A 17,627-nucleotide genomic window follows, 5' to 3' on the forward strand; every position below is an offset into this window, starting at 1 on the left:
CTAGAGTTTTTAATTTAGATTTATATATTAAAAAATATACTTTTTGATAAACTATATTTATATATATTAAACATATAAATATAGTTATCTATAATTATTTTTATACTATCTTACTTTATCGCTCCAATTTAAACTCTTTTTTCTCTCTTCATCAGTTATTTCTCTAATCACCTTACATGGATTTCCAAAGGCAAGCACATTATCAGGTATATCTTTTACAACAACACTCCCCGCACCTATTACTACCCCGCTTCCTATTTTCACACCGCCCACAATAACGGTATTAGCACCAATCCATACATTGTCTCCCACAGTTATGGGATAAGCATACTCTATATAACTGTTTCTTCTCTTTATATCCAAAGGGTGCCCTGCTGTATAAAAACCGCAGTTTGGGGCTATAAAAACATTATCTCCAAATTTCACCTTTGCACAGTCAAGGATTACACAGTTATAATTAACATAAAAATTGTTCCCAGCTTCTATATTAAATCCATAGTCGCAGTAAAAAGGTGCTGTAATAAAAAAGTCATTTCCTATTTTTGAAAATAATTTTTTTATGATGTACTCTTTTTCTTTTAGCTGATTAGATTTTAGCATATTATAGTCAATACATAAATCTTTAGCCTTATCTCTCATCAAAGCCAAATCTCTATCCGAACTATTATACTCCATACCATTAATCATTTTTTCTAGTTCAGTCATTTTTTATACTCCTATAATTAGTGTGCAAATTATAAAATAAATACAAAAAATAAAAAGATGTTTTTGAAGTTTAAACTTGAAATTATTTACATAACATGTTATAATGAATGTTCAAATTAGATAAAAATGGGAGTGTATATGCCTTCAGGAAGAAAAAGACTTCGTCAAAAGATGGCTACGCATAAACGTAAAAAACGTTTACGCAAAAATAGGCATAAAAAGAAATAATATAATTAACATTATACATATTAATGTTTTTTTCATCTCTTATGAATGTGAAAGTTATTTAATGGGATAATATAAGTATGGCATCTGATATTAAAACAGTCATAGAGGTTTGTGTCGGGCTTCACTGCTCTATGAAAGGTTCTTATGCCCTTTTGGAAGCTATACGTTCGCATTATGACTTGCAAATAGGCGTACCGTCTTCTGATGGTATGCTCCTCAAAGAGATGGAGTGTATGCATAATTGCCATAACGCCGTGCCAGTCCTCATCAATGGTACGGAATGTACAAAATCGTCTTTTAAAAGCATTATAAAATATATAGAAGCTATACATCTAAGAAAAAGATGAAAAAATTTGTACTGCATAGTGAATATAATATTGTTAATATTCAATCATACAAGGATCATTTCGGAGATTACCTAATTACTAAACCTCTAGAAGAAAGTTTTATAAATAATCTTCATAACTTCTCCGTTATGTCCAGAGATGCATTTCAAAATTCACTATACAAAATACTTATAGACAAAAACATTAAAGAAGATTCTATAATTGTAAATGCAGCATCATTTGATTATTTGGTATTCAAAGACAGATTCTTAATAAAAAATAATCCGCACCTCATATTAGATGGAGCATTATATTTAGCTAAAATTCTTAACATTAAAATAATTAATATAGTGCTTAAAGATTACTACAGCGAAGAAAAAAATATTTTAATAAAAGCTATAGCAGAAGCTGAAGATGCAGGATTTGCATACGATATAAAAATTAATATATACGATGAACAAACATACTACAGCGAAAATCATGAGAGAATAACTCCTCTCTCTTTTGAAAATAAAAAATACATATTTGATTTGGAAACTATAACTCAGATTACATACTTGGCACATATAGGAGAGTTCAGCTTCAAAAATTATGGTGCTCATAAAAATAAAGGAACTTATATACTTTCTATGTCTGGGGATATTATAAGTCCTAATATATATGAATTTGAAATGTATACTCCTATCAAAAATATCATAAGAGCAGCAGGCGGTACTATAAAAGACTACAGTATAAAATGCGTATTTACAAACGGTTTTTTGAATCCCCCTATAGACTTTATCTCATTTCAAAATATGACATTAGACTATGAATGTTTTAATAGTTTTAATATGAATATTGGAAACGGAGGTATATGCTTTATAAGAGAAGACAGATGTATGGTGAGAGTAATATTAAAAATAGTGCAGTTTGCTAAAAGTGTATCATGCACTAAATGTATGCCTTGTCATTACGGCTTTGATTTATGCGAATACTATATCAATAAAATGCTTTTAGGAAACTCTGATAATGAAGATTATATAAATCTTAAAGAAACTCTTGAAATGATAAATACTGGAAGCATATGCCTATATATAAAAAAACTTTCATACTGCATACTCTCTTCTGTAGATATGTTCAGAGATGAATTTTTATATTTGATAGAAAATAAGGTTACATTATACAGTTTTATAAAAGATTAAAAAAGTTTATGAGGTTTTATTTATAATGATAGTAAAATTTAATTTTGACGGCAAGACAGTATCAGCCCAAAAAGGATATACTATACTTCAGGCTATGTCATATATTAATATAGATATACCTCATTTATGCTCATATAAAATAAATAGTACCAATACATACGAAGAAAAAAACAGCATTTTAATGTGCAGATTATGCCTAGTTAAAGTAAAAAGAAAAAATGAAAACAGCTATTCATTTAAATATGCCTGTAATGAAATAGTAGAAAATGGCATGAGCGTATTAAATGATGATGAAGATATTATAAAATACAGAACTTCCCTTCTTAAATCTATACTATACATGCATAAACCTATATGTGAAAGCTGTAAAGCAGATTATATATGTCAATTAAAAAAATATTTGGACATTTATAATATTTCAATGCCCGCATCAGAAAATGCTTCAGATGAAAATGATATTAAAGAGATAAAAGAAATAATAAACAAAATAAAACTTCCAAGCTATATAAAAGCAAATTATGAAAGATGTATAAACTGCGGAATATGTCAAGATTATAAAGTTATAGATGGATATAATTCTATGATAACGGATCTATGCCCTACTCATGTATTTGAGCCTCAAAGAAGCATAGACAAAAAACTTGATGAAGATATAAGCGATATAAAAAATATAAATAGTTTCTGTATAGGCTGCAATCATCTTTGCGATGTTAATTACAGCTATGTAGACTACAGTATAAAAGATATATCTTCTCCAAAAGGCAAAAAATACGGCCTATGCGACTATGGAAGAAAATTAGATTACTATTCCAACAATATACTCGAAAATCCTTTTTATAATGGTATGGCTTATGAGTTTGACAAGGCTAAAGAATTATATCATAAGTTTATTAATGAACTTAATATTGAATCTTCAGCTGCTTTAATTTCCACTATGTACCCTATTGAAGATATTAAAGCATTTGATGACTTTATTTATTCTTTAGGTATAAAAAATGCTTCTTTTATAAAAAATAAAATGGCTACTAACTCCTACAATATCAGAGATAATTATACCAATATTAATAATTATTCTATTAAAGATTTAAAAAAACTAGATAATGACATTAATAAATCTAATAAATTCATAGTATTAGGTGACGGATTAGACGATAATGATGATAGAATAGATTTTGCTAAGAAAAATAAAGGAAATTACATAGTATTTACGCCTTATTTTTCTGTACTTGCATATAATGCCTATATAGCTTTTCCAATACAGTATTTAGGTGAGTTTGAAGGGCATTATATAGACAGTCATGGCAAAACAAAAAAAATGACATCATTTTTAGATAAAAATAAAAACAGATTAAGTTTAAGAGATTTATTAAAATATTTGTATTTATGAAGATTTTGTTATATACTATATAATATAGAGTTTTATTATGTTCTTATTAAATAATTAAAAAGATTAATAGGAGATGTATTTATGGCAAGAACTAGAGCTGAGATACTGCAAAGTAATAAAAGTTATGATATCATCATTATAGGCGGCGGTGTTATAGGTGCTACTGTAGCTTTAAAAACTTCAAGAATAGGCCTTTCTACACTTGTACTTGAAAAGCATGATTTCTCCTATGGTTCTTCTTCGCGTACTTCCAAAATGCTTACAGGCGGTTTTAATGATATGAAAAGCGGTAATATTATACCAACCGTACGTCAGGTAAGAGAAAGAAACAATTTGATATATAAAAGTTCTTCCCCATATTTTGGTATTATAAACCCTATATATGAACATAATTCTGCAAGACTTATACGCGAAGAGCTTAAAGCTTCATTATATGATTTATTCTCATTATTCGGACATGCAAAAAAACATGTATCTCATAGCAGAAACTCCGCATTAGAAGCACTTCCAGATTTAATCAATAATGATGTAATAGCTGCTATAGAATATTATGAAGGTTTATTAGATGATTCAAGGTATGTAATGGAACTTCTATTAAAAGCAGAAAGCTATGGAGCTGATATACTAAACTACGCCGAAGTTAAGGCATTTGAATATAATGAGAAAGAGATAAATAGCGTTGTGTTTACTGATAATATTCAAAGAAAAGTTTATGAGGCTTCTGCAAAAAATATATTAATTGCAGCTGGAGCTTGGGGACACAGTATAAGTTCTATGCTTCCTAATGGTAGTTTTGAAGATAGGGTCAATTATGTAAAAGGAACTCATCTTATTATAGACAGCGATTTGATACATATAAATAAATCTGTAGTTCTTCCTAAAATAAAATCAAGACCTAATGTATTTTTAATGCGTTGGAAAAACTCCACTATTATAGGACCTACTATAAAAAAATATAATTCTGATTTAGACTGTATATATGCCTCAAGCGATGAAGCTGAATATCTGCTTGATATATATAATACTTATTTCAGTTCAATAGTAAATAAAAATCATATAATAACAACTCAGTCTGGAATGATGCCTTTAAATACTGCTGATGTTAAAATACACTCTCACCCTCAATATAAATTATTTTTAGTTGAAGGCGGAAACTTTACAACTTCTTCAAATACTGCAGTTAAAACGCTTATAAAAATGTATGGAAAACCTTATAAATGGTTCAGCAGTGAGAAAGTAATAAATAATAAGTTTGATAAAAATACAGAATTAGTTATAAATGAAAAAATGTTTAATTTTCTTATAGATTATTTCGGCTCTGTAAACTTAATTCTCAAATTAAATGAGCTTTGTAAAAACGATTCCTCTCTTCTAGTAGAAGTAGGACTTGATTACAGAATAAACAGAGGACTAATAAAATATTTTATAGAAACAGAACATGCTTTGCATTTAGATGATATTATGATGCGAAGATTAAGATTTATGCTTACAGAAAATGACTGCGGAACATTAATTGCTGAACATATAGCCGAAGAGATGGCTAATATACTAAATTGGAGCAAAGAGCATACCGAATGGGAAATAAAAAGATACAGAACAGAAATAAAGCGAGCAAGAGTCTCATTGTTTTAGTATATTAATAATTAGCATTTTATTCTTTATATAAAACTTTACTTTTATAATCATTTTTTGTATAATAATCTTATGAGAGATATTAATGTTTTAAATGACTACTTTATGCGTTATCTGTTTGCTAAAGAAGGACATGAAGATATTTTAAAAAATTTGATTAATTCTGTAAGATCTGACTATAATCAGGAGCCTTTTGAAGAGATTAAAGTTCTTAATACATTTAATCTTAAAGAAACTGTTAATGATAAGCAATCTATAGTAGATGTTCGTGCTATAACTAAAAGCGGTGAAACTGTTTTAATAGAGATACAAAGAGTAGGAAATCAGTCTTTTGTATATAGAAGTTTATATTACTGGGCTAAAGGTTATGTTGCTAATTTAAGAAACAATGAAAAATATAATGATTTAAAACAGGTTATAGTTATTAATATTTTGGATTTTAACTTATTAAAAGGCATTGATAAAGAGCATAGCTGTTATGTGATAAAAGAACTAGAAACCAATCATATACTTACAAATCATTTTGAGATGCATTTTCTTGAGCTGCCTAAATATTTATCAAGTAATTCTAGTCTTAAAGATGAATTAGATGCTTGGTTTTACTTTTTAACATTTAAAGAAAGACAAGGAAAAATGGAGGAAATTATGGAAATATTAGTGAAAAAAAATCCTATAATGAAAGAAGTTTATGATGAATATAATAAATTTGTAAACACTAAAGATTTATTTGATAATTATTCAGAATATGAAAAAAACTATTTTGATATATTAGCCTTAAGTGAAGAGAGAAGATTGGGAATAGAAGAAGGTATTATAAAAGGTAGAGAAGAAGGTATTAAAGAAGGTATTAAAGAAGGTATTAAAGAAACGCAAATATCTATGGCTAAAAACATGAAAAATGATAAAGTAGATTTGAATACCATTTCAAAATATACAGGCTTAAGTATAGAAGAAATAAAAAACTTGTGAGTACCTAACATTCGTTAAAATATCTGGAACTTATTAACAAACAAGTTTTTTATAAATGATATAGAAAATCGAAAAACTTTTAATTTAAATACTCATTTTTTAATCATACAAAGTTTTATGATAGATATATAATACATAAAAAATAAAGTTTCAATTATATTAAATCTTTAAAACCTCTTAATATATTAAGACCAGTATTTCCGCTTTTCTCTGGGTGAAACTGTATGCCGTAAACATTGTCATTTTTTACAACAGCTGGTATTCTCACATCGTATTCGCTGTCGGCTATTATACTCTCATCACAGTATTTACCATAATATGAATGCACAAAATATACATACTCCATATTATTAATGTATTTAAATATTTTATCCTCTTTTTTTATATTAAGATTATTCCAGCCCATATGAGGCACTTTCAAATCTTTGTTTGTCAGATCTTTATCTATAGGACAAATACTTCCCTTAATAAGACCAAGACCATTATATTCACCATACTCATAACTTTTATCAAAAAACATCTGCATACCCAAACATATGCCTAAAATTAATTTTCCTTTTTTAGCCTCTTCTATTATGGTATGCTTTAATACTCCATCGTTCTTTTTTTCAAGTTTATCTATTGCATCTCTGAATGCCCCTACTCCCGGAAGTATAATTGCATCAGCATTTTTTATTACATTTTCATCATCTGTAAGTTTATTATCTATATCTGTATAATTAAGAGATGACATAAGTGAAAATAAATTACCCACTCCATAATCTATTATAGCTACCATGATATTATCCTAATATTAAAAAAATATATTTTATTATACTAAAATAAAATATAAAAGTCAAAAACTTATTTATAGTTTATTTATTGTTTTCAAGCATTCCCTTTGTAGAAAGAACTTCATTTTTGTATCTTTCATCTATTTCACAGGCTTGCGATAAAGCACGTGCTGCACCTTTAAAAATTGACTCTATTATATGATGAGTATTTTCACCATGAAAAGTTTTTATATGCAAAGTAATATTCATAGAATTTATAAAAGCTGTAAAAAACTCTTTAACAAGCTCTGTATCAAAATCACCAACTTTTTCATGTTTTAAATCACTGTCAAAAACTAAATGGCTTCTTCCGCATATATCAACAGCAGTTAAAGTCAAAGCCTCACACATAGGCATAGAGAAATTGCCGTATCTTTTTATACCCTTCATATCGCCTAATGCTTCAGAAAAACATTTACCCAAAACTATACCAACATCTTCAACAGAATGATGATAGTCTACATCTGTATCTCCATCGCATATAACTTCCAAATCAAATCTGCCATGACGGGCAAATAAATCAAGCATATGATTAAAAAAACCTATTTTAGTGTCATTTTTATATTTGCCTGTACCGTCAATATTGAGTTTTATTTTTATTTTAGTTTCATTTGTATTTCTTTCTATTTCAGCAGCTCTCATAATTAAATATTCTCCGTTTATAATTAAAAATAATTATTATGCTTGATATTTATATCATTTTTAATATATAATTGCAATAATATAAAATTTCAGGTATTAAAAATTATGACTAAAGAAGAAGTTAGAGAAAAAATTTATAAAGATAAAAATATAGAAACAATAATAAAAGATAATACTGAAATATATTTAGATTTTGCTGTATTAAAAAAATATTCTAATAATGCAGTTTCTGAATATGAGTATATAGGAAAATATTCCCTTATAACTACCGAAATATTTGAAAACGGATATGTTATTTCTGATATTCATATAAATGTTAATATGAAAGTATATGATTATATGAGCATAGATGATAATAAAAAAGAACGCTACATTGCTTCAGATAAAAATTATTTTTTGGGATTAAAATTGAAGTTTGTATTAAAAAATATAGACGATGATATAGAAGACATAGAAACAGGATACTTCAGTGTATATGCTTCTGAAGATAATTTATAGTTATTTATGAACAATATTATCACCATATACCATAGAAGAACTAATATTAGGTTATCATCTTACAAAGCATAATAAAAAAGCAGACCTATTAAATAAGCCTGCCTTTATATTAAATCAATGTTATTTATTTTTATATCTGCTCTTCAAAGAAAGATTTGTATATGCTTTTTATAGCTCTATTCAAATCATCATCTTTTACACCTATCATAATACTTACTTCACTTATACCTTGGTTAAGCATTTCAATATTGATATTGCATTTCTCCATAGAATGCATAGCTCTAGCAGAGACACCTACACACTGCTGCATACCTTCACCTACAAGCATTATCAAAGCAAGACCATGTTCAAAATAAATATTATCAACATTAAGCTCATCACGTACACGTTCATATATACGTTTTTCTTTTTCTTCAGTAATAGCAGAGTTTCTAACAATTACTGATATATTGTCTATTCCAGAAGGAGCATGCTGATAAGGTATATTCTCATCTTCTATTATCTCCAAAAGTTTTCTTCCGAAGCCTACTTCTCTGTTCATCAAGTATTTACTAACATAAAGACAAGAAAAATCAGCCTCGCCAGAAACACCTACTACAGGATTGATATTCTTATTTCTGTTTGCTACTATTCTAGTTCCTTTAGCGGAAGGATTATTTGTATTAAGTATATGTACTGGAATATTAGCTTCATAAACTGGCTGCAGTGCTTCTGCATGAAGAACATTAAAACCGCCGTAACTTAATTCTCTCATCTCTCTGTATGTAAACTCATCTATAAGTTTAGGATTATCTACTATATTTGGAGCTGCAGCAAATACTCCGTCAACATCAGTAAAGTTCTCGTATACTTCGGCATTTACAGCTTTAGCCAAAATAGCACCAGTAATATCGCTTCCTCCTCTAGGGAAAGTTACTACATCACCTTTTTCAGTATATCCGAAAAATCCGGGGAATATTACTAAAGCAGTTTCATCTTTTAATTTAGCCAAATTAGCATAAGATTTCTCAAGCACAGCAGCATTGCCGAACTCTTCTGAAAGTAAAAGACCAGCATCTTTAGGATTAACATATTTAGCTTTTACACCTATAGAGTTAATATATGCCGCAATTACTTTTGCAGATAAATCCTCACCCAATGCCTTAACTCCGTCTATAAACTTTGTAGGAAGGCTTTTATCTTCTGCTATTCTATTTAATATATCATTTTGCATCTCTTCTAAAAGTTCATGAGAGAGAGCAAGCTCATCTATAATATTTTTAAATCTTTCTATAATAATCTTTAATTCTAATTTTCCGTCCTTACCAGAAATAATAGTTTCAGCAAGAGTAATAAGCAAATCGGTTACTTTGGTGTCTTCTTTTAATCTTTTACCTGGAGCAGATACTACAACAATTCTTCTGTCCTTATCAGCTAGAACTATATCCACAACTTTTTTTATTTGGCTTGCATTTGCAACTGAAGAGCCTCCAAATTTTGCTACTTTCATTTTACTTAAATCCTCCATTTTTTTCTAGTAAAAATTACTATATATGATAACATAAAGCAGTTTTTATTTCAATTATATTATTAAAGTTTTCATAAATTAACTCATAATTTTCGATAAATATTAGAATATATAAAGTAAAAAATTAGTATAATTAGTTTATTTCTTGAATATAAAATATATTTAATTGTATTCTAATTACTGGAATTAGACAGTAAAAATACAAATTTAAAAATTCATTATAAAAAAGATAGTTTCAAGCCATATTCATTTGAATGATATTTTATACTGTATCTTTGATTATGCTCTAGAAGTTTTATTTTTAATTTTTTTTCTTTAAATATATTTGAGTAATTTTTTACAATTAAAAAATCTTTTTTATATATATCTTTTTCTATTCTTTTATTAGATAAATCTTTTTTCATAATTAGAGGATTAGTCATTTCATTTATTACAAAATATAAATATATTTTGTTAATCTTAATACTTTTAAAATATGAAAATACTGCTAAAGCCCTTAAACAGGCACCCTCAAGCTGTTCTGCTAATTTTTTATCATTCTTATATGCAATACTAAATTCAAATATATGCATATCATATAATCTTGATACTGTTTCCTGAATAATAACTTTGTCAGCACACTTTTGATTTTTTAAATATGGGAATAGTTTATTACCTTCTAATGTTTTTATAGCTAGAGATTTATTAAAAACTTCTATATTTACAGAAACATTTTTATCTTCTAAAAAATATTTATTATTATCATATTCATAAAAAAATTTTTCATCAAATACTTTGCTTAAAACTTCCCTAAAAACTTCAGGATATTTTTCATACCATTTCATTATTATAATTCTTCCTGAAAATCGTATATTTCATCTGATATTTTTTTTAATACTTTATTGAAAGTAGGAACTTCAAAACCATACTCTGAACTTTCTAATTCAGTAACTTTTGTAAATCCATCTTCTTCAATATCAAACTGATACATTCTAACCCTATCTTCTGAAATCAAATCATCATCATTATATCCGTATTTATTCATCAAATATTTTTTTCTTTCTTCATTATTTGAATTTAATTTAATCATATTATTTATATGCTGAACAATTGTATCGCTATGAGTTGTTATAAGAATATGTATATTAATATTAACTAATTTAATGAATACTCTAGTTAACTGCTGCTGAAGTTCTGGGTGAAGAGAAATTTCGGGCTCTTCCATTATTATGTCTTCATTATGCTTACTATATTTTAAAAATAATATTAATGTACTAATTTCTGTAATCACTGCTGAACTTACATGCATTTTTAAATCAATATCTGAATTATTACTTTTATAATGCACTTTAGCAGAAGGCATATTATCTAAATATATTTTACCATTTATAACTTTATTCTCTAGCAAATCTACAATATGTTTTTTATTAATATTTTCATTAAAACGTAAAGATGATAATTTAAAGAAAAAATCCTTTATAGGTAATGTTAATTCCAATTTATCATTAACATTAGAATAATAACTATTATTAAAATAACTGTTTAACGATTTATCTATTATCAAATCTTTAAATAGCAAAAAACCTGTTCTTGATACAGGCAAAAAAAGAGTATTACTCCATTCTCTTGATATAATACCTTCCAATATTCTAAGACATAATAATGTAATAATGCTGTCTATGCTATTATTTGAGTTTCCCGGAAAATACATATTATTATGATAGAAATAAATAATATTATCATTTGATTGATTATTAGATAAAATAATCTTATGATATTTCACATGAATATTCACATCATAATTTGGATACAATATATATATTTCTTCAGCAATAATATTTTTATAACTAAATATACTTTCAAAAATTGCAGTTTTATTAGATGATATAATATCATTTGCAGCATCTATACATTCATTTATAATTTCATTAGATATTTTTACTTCAGTAACTTCAGTTTTATTGTTAGAAAATATTTCATTTGCTAAACTATATAAATTATGATAATTTTGAAAATTCAAAGATTTTTTATAGTCCCAAAAGAACATTATGCTAGAAATATACCAGACTAAACTAGCTAAATAACTCTTTCCGCTGTTGTTGTCGCCTACAAAAAGTGTAAATGGCGATAACTCTATTTCTGCCTCTTTGATTTTGGCAAAATTCTTTACATAAATAGTTGGGTATTTTCTATTTTTTTCCTGCATATTTAAAATAACTGTAAATTATTATATTTTCTCATATTCTCGGAAATTATTATATTACAAACATGCATATTTTGTCAAGTTTATAAAACTATATGAGCCTATTTTTTATTCAATATATTCTATAAATTTACGATACTTTAATATAATATTTATATACTTTGAAGATGTAATTTAATTATGAATGAAAATATTTTAGTAGTAGAACATAGAACAGATCTTTTAGACAGGTTTGTTGATATTTTAAGGGGCAGACATTATAATCCTATAGCTACAAAATCACGTTCTCAGGCTGTTAATATATCTAATGAAAGTACATTAGACCTAATACTTTTAGATGCTGATATAGGAGACTCACAGGGACTTCAGCTTCTTGATACTTTTAAAAATCAGGATTCTACAAAAGGAACTCCTATTGTTCTTTTAAGCACCCCGTATAGAAAAATGGAGTTTATTGAAGAGGCATTAAATCTTGGAATTGACGGGCTTATATTTATACCTTTCGATGAAATGGAATTAATTGTAAGAGTTAATAGCTGCCTTAAATATAGAAAACTATATGTAGAACATCAGAAATTAATTAAGCAGGCCGATTATCTTCAAAACTCTTTAAATGATATGACTGAAGTTTCAAACAGAAATTATCAGTCATACAAAGAAGCTCAAAAAAAATATGATGATATTCTAAATATAGATTTGGAAACTGGGCTTTGGAACAAAAAAGAGTTTTATGAACAATTTACAAGACTGCTTTATGAAACTGTAAGACATGAAGAAACTATTGTTTTGGCATGTTTCTCTATAGACGGACTTGATAATATTATTAATGAATTCGGTATTATAGCAGCAGAAGAGATTATGCTCAAATTCACAGATGTACTAAGAAAGACTACTAGAAGAGAAGATATTATTGCCAGATTTGACAACAATCAATTTATGGTAGCTTTCAATAGAATGAATATAAAATTATATGATAAAAAAGTAGATGAAATAAGAAGCTTTGTAGATAAAAATGAATTAGAATATAACGGAATGATAATTAAATACACAATATCTGTTGGAATATCATATACAGCATACAAAAAAAATTATCATATAGAAGGTATGGATAAGGAAATAGCACCTGTACTTTTAGCACTTCATAATGCAAAAAGAAGAGGATACGCTAGTTTATTTGTACACCCTACCCTTATTAAAAGGTAAATTCCTATGATAATTAATCTCGACAGAAACAGCGAAGAAAGTATCAAATATGCAGCATATGAAGCTTCAAAAATTATTAATAATGGAGGAATAGTTGTTTCTCCAACTGACACAGTTTACGGAATGCTTGCCGATGCCTCTAATAAAGAAGCTGTTGAGCGTATATACAAAATAAAAGAAAGAGAAAAAAATAAACCCTTCTTAATACTAATAAAAAATGCCGAATCTTCTAAATACTTCTCTCAAAGCGAAATACCAGACATAGTAAAAAAAAATATACCAGGTGAGCTTACATTCATTATGCCTTTATCTGATTCTTTAAAAGAAAATTTTTTATATCTCAAAAATACAGTGGCTTTAAGAGTGCCTAAAGATAAATATATGCAGCTTATATTAAACAATACAAAACCTCTAGTAGCTCCCTCTGCAAATCCAAGCGGTGCAGGTGAGATACTTGACGGCAACAAACTTGCTGAACTCTATAAAGATAAAGCCGATTTGATAATTAATGCAGGAATACTTGAAAATAAAATGCCTTCAACATTATATGACTGTTTAGAAAATAAAATACTTCGTCAGGGAAGTGTCCTTCTAAACATTTAATCATAAATATTTTTTGATTTAAAATTTTTGAGGGAATGTATAAAAACATTCCCCCATTTTAGATATTTGGTTTATTTATGTATGAGAATTAATTGAGTTTTCATATTAATAAAAGTATTATAGAAATATATTTAAGGACATTACTTAATGAAATGCTCCTTATAAATTCTTATAAACTTTATACATGAGTGCCTATACATAACCTAGTGCACTCGACTCGATTATTTTCATATTAGTTATCCGACTTCGTTATATTTACAAAAAATATAAAACTTTACGGTTGCATGCCAGCGAAGGATTTTCACCTTCATTCCCTAATCTAATTGAATAAATTAATTATATATGAAAATACATTTTATATCAAGGCTTTATATGTAAAAAAATATATTAATATTTTACATATAAAATATTTTTTAATATTATATTTTTTATATATAATAAAATAAATTTTAGTTATTCTTTATAGATTAAATATATTTTTAGAAGCATTTACTTTAACGCACGTTTAACTGATTTCTATTCAAAAATAAAATTTTAATTCAGTACGCAGCTTCATATTTTGACTAGCTTATACGTGCGGTAAATAAGTTATAAATTTAAAAGAATTTTGGGTGGGCAGCTCTATTTTTAATAAAAATAATTATAATAAAAAAAGCAGAAATTTTTAAACAAAATGTTAAATATAAAGGGTGGGAAACAGGAATAAAGCAAAAAATTTTAATATTTTATATAAAAATAATATTTTTTAATAAAATGTGAGTGAAATTTCTACAAATTTATTTTATATACTGTTTTATTATTAAACATATTTAATATTATTTTTGTAATTTATATACATTATAAATCAATTTTTACTATATTTTTTTGGTATGTTTCTTGCATGAATTTAGAATTATATAATATTTTTTTATTATTTATATTAGCAAACAAAGTATGATATGTTTTATGAATGGTCATTAATAGTAATGATTAGTATATAAGGAGTATTAAATGAGTGATGAATTAAATAAAGATATGGATAAAAATAGCGATAATAAAGAAAATAAAAAAGAGGATAATACAGTTTCTATAGTGGAAGACAAATTACCAAGAAGACTTATAATTATACCAGTAATGGGAAAGCCATTGTTTCCAGGTCTTTATGCTCCGTTTCCAATACCTCCGCAGCATGCAGAAGCAGTAAATAAAGCAATAACAGAAAATGACGGTTTTCTAGGTCTTAATTTATATATATCTGATAATCCTCCAGATAGAAAAACACCTTCTGTAGATGATATCTATAAAGTAGGTGTTGTAGTAAAAGTATTTAAAAAACTTAATCTCCCAGACGGAGGGCTTAATCTTCTTATTAATTCTATCAAAAGATATAAAATAATAAGATTTACAACTACAGACCCAGTAATAAGAGCAGAACCTTTATATATAGAAGATTCATTTCAGGGTGATAAAGATTCCAAAGAAATAAAAGCATATACAAGAGCTTTGCTTTCAGAAGTAAAAACATTAAGTGAAAATAATCCTCTATTTACTGAAGAGATGCGTCTTACTATGGTAAATGTAGATGACCCAGGTAAATTATCAGACTTTGTTACTTCTATGATAAATGCCGACAGAGCAAGTCAGCAGGAAATACTTGAAACTTTTGATGTTCAGGATCGTTTAGAAAAGGTTCTCCTCTTACTTCAAAAAGAAAGTGAAATAACCAAAATACAGCAGAAAATACAGGGAAGTATTAATGCTAAAGTTCAAAAACAGCAGAGAGATTTTTTCTTAAAAGAACAGTTAAAAGAAATCAAAAAAGAATTGGGATATGATACAGATCCAAAACAAAGAGATATAGAAAAGTATAAAAAATCTCTTGAAGAGCTTGATGTTGTAGAAGAAGTTAAAGAGAGAATGCAAAGTGAAATAGAGAAAATCTCTTCAATAGATACACATTCTCCAGAGTATACAGTTTCAAAAAATTATTTGGATACTTTATTTGCATTGCCTTGGAATAAAGAAAATAAAGAACGTGAAGATATAGATAAAAGCAAAAAGATATTAGACAGAGATCATTATGGACTTGAAGATGTTAAGGAGAGAATATACGAATTTTTGGCTGTAAGAAAATTAAATCCAGATAAAAAGTCTTCAATACTATGTTTTGTAGGCCCTCCGGGAGTGGGTAAAACTTCTATAGGAAAAAGCATAGCAGAGGCATTAAACAGACCTTTCTTTAGATTTTCTTTAGGCGGAATGCGTGATGAAGCTGAAATCAAAGGTCATAGAAGAACATATATAGGAGCAATGCCAGGTAAAATTATAGAGGCTTTAAAAATAGTAAAAGTCAAAAACCCAGTACTTATGCTCGATGAAATAGATAAATTAGGCACAAGTTTTCAAGGTGATCCTTCTAGTGCATTGCTTGAGGTTTTAGACCCAGAGCAAAATTCATCTTTTAGAGATCATTATCTTGATTTGCCTTTTGATTTATCTAATGTTCTTTTTATCACTACGGCTAATACTCTTGATACTATACCAAGACCTCTTCTTGATAGAATGGAAGTGATAAGACTTTCAGGATACATTATGGAAGAGAAATTAAAAATAGCTTCAAAATATATTATACCAAGACAAGTTAAAGCAAATGGCCTTGATATAAAAAATATAAAGTTTACTAATAAGGCTATAAGCAGCATAATAGAAGGATATGCCAGAGAGGCTGGTGTAAGAAACTTTGAAAGAAGAATAGAGAGAATATGCAGAAAAATAGCCGCTGATATAGTTTCAAATAACAAAACATCTTATGATATCACAATAGATGATAAAGATTTAGAGAAATATTTGAAAAAGCCTATATTTACAGAAGATTTCACAGAGAGAGATTTAAAACCAGGTAATGCTATAGGGCTTGCTTGGACTTCTATGGGAGGAGCTACCCTTACAATAGAATCTATAAGAGTATCAGAAAAAAAAGATTCAGGCACTATTAATGTAACAGGACAGCTTGGCGATGTTATGACAGAAAGTGTACAGATAGCATATAGCCATGTAAGAAGTGTTGCCCAAAACTATGGTGTAAATGAAAATTATTTTAATGATGCTGTAATACATCTTCATATACCAGAAGGGGCTACTCCTAAAGACGGACCTTCTGCAGGTATTACTATGGCTACTGCTTTACTTTCACTTGCTATGAATAAAGTTATAAGAAATGATACTGCTATGACAGGAGAGCTTTCTCTAAACGGCAAAGTACTTCCTATAGGCGGATTAAAAGAAAAAACTATAGCGGCAAAAAGACTTGGATTTATAAAACATATAATCATACCTTATGAAAATATTAGGGATTTAGATGAGATACCTGATAATGTAAAAAAAGGTTTAACTTTTCACCCTGTAAAAAGTGTAGAAGAAGTTTTTGATTTTATGTTTAAATTAAATAAGATAAATAAAAAAGTCAAAAAAGAAAAATCTAAAAAAAATAATAAATGAAAAAATAATTAACTGTTAAAAATATTTAAAGGGTCTTTAAAGTATTTCTCTTAAAGACCCTTTTATATAAAAACTAATTTTTGACAAACTTAAAAATTTTCAGTATATAAATGTTTCATGCTCCGTACGTATAAATAAAGTGCATAATTTAAATAACGATTGGGGGGTATGATAAAAAATACGGCCTTATAGATTAAATCTAATAAAAAAAATAAAGCTTTTAAATCTAAAAGAATCAGGGATTAAAATAAAATTTAAAAATTATTTTAACTCCC

At 27.3% G+C, this 17,627-nt stretch carries 15 protein-coding genes and 1 riboswitch; of the genes, 9 read left to right on the forward strand and 6 right to left on the reverse strand.

The window, feature by feature from the left end:
- Positions 1–105 precede the first annotated feature (105 nt).
- On the reverse strand, positions 106–705 hold the full coding sequence (locus F811_RS0103595) for a sugar O-acetyltransferase (protein ID WP_020003923.1): 600 nt from the start codon (positions 703–705) through the stop codon (positions 106–108).
- A gap of 305 nt (positions 706–1,010) precedes the next feature.
- Between F811_RS0103595 and F811_RS0103600 the strand changes: the two genes are divergently transcribed.
- The 5 genes from F811_RS0103600 (at position 1,011) to F811_RS0103620 (ending at position 6,428) form a co-directional block, all read left to right on the forward strand.
- Entirely contained in the window at positions 1,011–1,280 is a 270-nt protein-coding gene (locus F811_RS0103600; RefSeq protein WP_020003924.1) for an NAD(P)H-dependent oxidoreductase subunit E, read from the forward strand.
- Positions 1,277–2,440 carry an NADH-ubiquinone oxidoreductase-F iron-sulfur binding region domain-containing protein gene (locus F811_RS0103605; RefSeq protein WP_020003925.1) on the forward strand — a complete coding sequence of 388 codons (1,164 nt, stop codon included), beginning with the start codon at positions 1,277–1,279 and terminating at the stop codon, positions 2,438–2,440. Before F811_RS0103600 ends, F811_RS0103605 begins: the two co-directional genes overlap by 4 nt.
- Before the next feature lie 25 nt (positions 2,441–2,465).
- Positions 2,466–3,827 carry a 2Fe-2S iron-sulfur cluster-binding protein gene (locus F811_RS0103610; RefSeq protein WP_020003926.1) on the forward strand — a complete coding sequence of 454 codons (1,362 nt, stop codon included), beginning with the start codon at positions 2,466–2,468 and terminating at the stop codon, positions 3,825–3,827.
- An 81-nt stretch (positions 3,828–3,908) separates the two neighbouring features.
- Positions 3,909–5,459 carry an FAD-dependent oxidoreductase gene (locus tag F811_RS0103615; protein ID WP_020003927.1) on the forward strand — a complete coding sequence of 517 codons (1,551 nt, stop codon included), beginning with the start codon at positions 3,909–3,911 and terminating at the stop codon, positions 5,457–5,459.
- A gap of 72 nt (positions 5,460–5,531) precedes the next feature.
- Positions 5,532–6,428: an Rpn family recombination-promoting nuclease/putative transposase gene (locus F811_RS0103620; RefSeq protein WP_020003928.1), complete on the forward strand. Its 897-nt coding sequence runs from the start codon at positions 5,532–5,534 to the stop codon at positions 6,426–6,428.
- A gap of 154 nt (positions 6,429–6,582) precedes the next feature.
- Here F811_RS0103620 and hisH read toward each other — a convergent pair whose 3' ends face one another.
- On the reverse strand, positions 6,583–7,206 hold the full coding sequence (gene hisH / locus F811_RS0103625; protein ID WP_020003929.1) for an imidazole glycerol phosphate synthase subunit HisH: 624 nt from the start codon (positions 7,204–7,206) through the stop codon (positions 6,583–6,585).
- 76 nt (positions 7,207–7,282) lie between these two features.
- Positions 7,283–7,882, reverse strand: coding sequence for an imidazoleglycerol-phosphate dehydratase HisB (gene hisB, locus F811_RS0103630; RefSeq protein WP_020003930.1), 600 nt, complete (start codon positions 7,880–7,882; stop codon positions 7,283–7,285).
- Between the two features lie 105 nt (positions 7,883–7,987).
- On the opposite strand from hisB, the gene F811_RS0103635 reads away from it, so the two are divergent.
- Positions 7,988–8,380: a hypothetical protein gene (locus F811_RS0103635; protein ID WP_020003931.1), complete on the forward strand. Its 393-nt coding sequence runs from the start codon at positions 7,988–7,990 to the stop codon at positions 8,378–8,380.
- 130 nt (positions 8,381–8,510) lie between these two features.
- Here the strand turns inward: F811_RS0103635 and F811_RS0103640 are convergent, their stop codons facing one another.
- From F811_RS0103640 to F811_RS0103650, 3 genes are all read right to left on the reverse strand, one after another.
- The gene (locus F811_RS0103640; protein ID WP_020003932.1) at positions 8,511–9,869 is read right to left on the reverse strand and encodes an aspartate kinase; all 1,359 of its coding nucleotides are present in this window, start codon (positions 9,867–9,869) and stop codon (positions 8,511–8,513) included.
- A gap of 236 nt (positions 9,870–10,105) precedes the next feature.
- Entirely contained in the window at positions 10,106–10,711 is a 606-nt protein-coding gene (locus tag F811_RS0103645; protein WP_020003933.1) for a hypothetical protein, read from the reverse strand.
- A 2-nt stretch (positions 10,712–10,713) separates the two neighbouring features.
- Positions 10,714–12,072 carry an AAA family ATPase gene (locus F811_RS0103650; RefSeq protein ID WP_020003934.1) on the reverse strand — a complete coding sequence of 453 codons (1,359 nt, stop codon included), beginning with the start codon at positions 12,070–12,072 and terminating at the stop codon, positions 10,714–10,716.
- Between the two features lie 177 nt (positions 12,073–12,249).
- Between F811_RS0103650 and F811_RS0103655 the strand changes: the two genes are divergently transcribed.
- The 3 genes from F811_RS0103655 (at position 12,250) to lon (ending at position 17,352) form a co-directional block, all read left to right on the forward strand.
- Positions 12,250–13,272, forward strand: coding sequence for a GGDEF domain-containing response regulator (locus F811_RS0103655; protein WP_020003935.1), 1,023 nt, complete (start codon positions 12,250–12,252; stop codon positions 13,270–13,272).
- Between the two features lie 6 nt (positions 13,273–13,278).
- Positions 13,279–13,875, forward strand: coding sequence for an L-threonylcarbamoyladenylate synthase (locus F811_RS0103660; RefSeq protein WP_020003936.1), 597 nt, complete (start codon positions 13,279–13,281; stop codon positions 13,873–13,875).
- 225 nt (positions 13,876–14,100) lie between these two features.
- A riboswitch (adenosylcobalamin-variant (AdoCbl-variant) riboswitch) is annotated at positions 14,101–14,207 on the reverse strand.
- Between the two features lie 682 nt (positions 14,208–14,889).
- Positions 14,890–17,352: an endopeptidase La gene (gene lon / locus F811_RS0103665; RefSeq protein ID WP_425386786.1), complete on the forward strand. Its 2,463-nt coding sequence runs from the start codon at positions 14,890–14,892 to the stop codon at positions 17,350–17,352.
- The last annotated feature ends 275 nt before the right edge of the window (positions 17,353–17,627 follow it).

Origin of the sequence: Brachyspira innocens ATCC 29796, assembly GCF_000384655.1 — a bacterium.
Taxonomy (GTDB): domain Bacteria; phylum Spirochaetota; class Brachyspiria; order Brachyspirales; family Brachyspiraceae; genus Brachyspira; species Brachyspira innocens.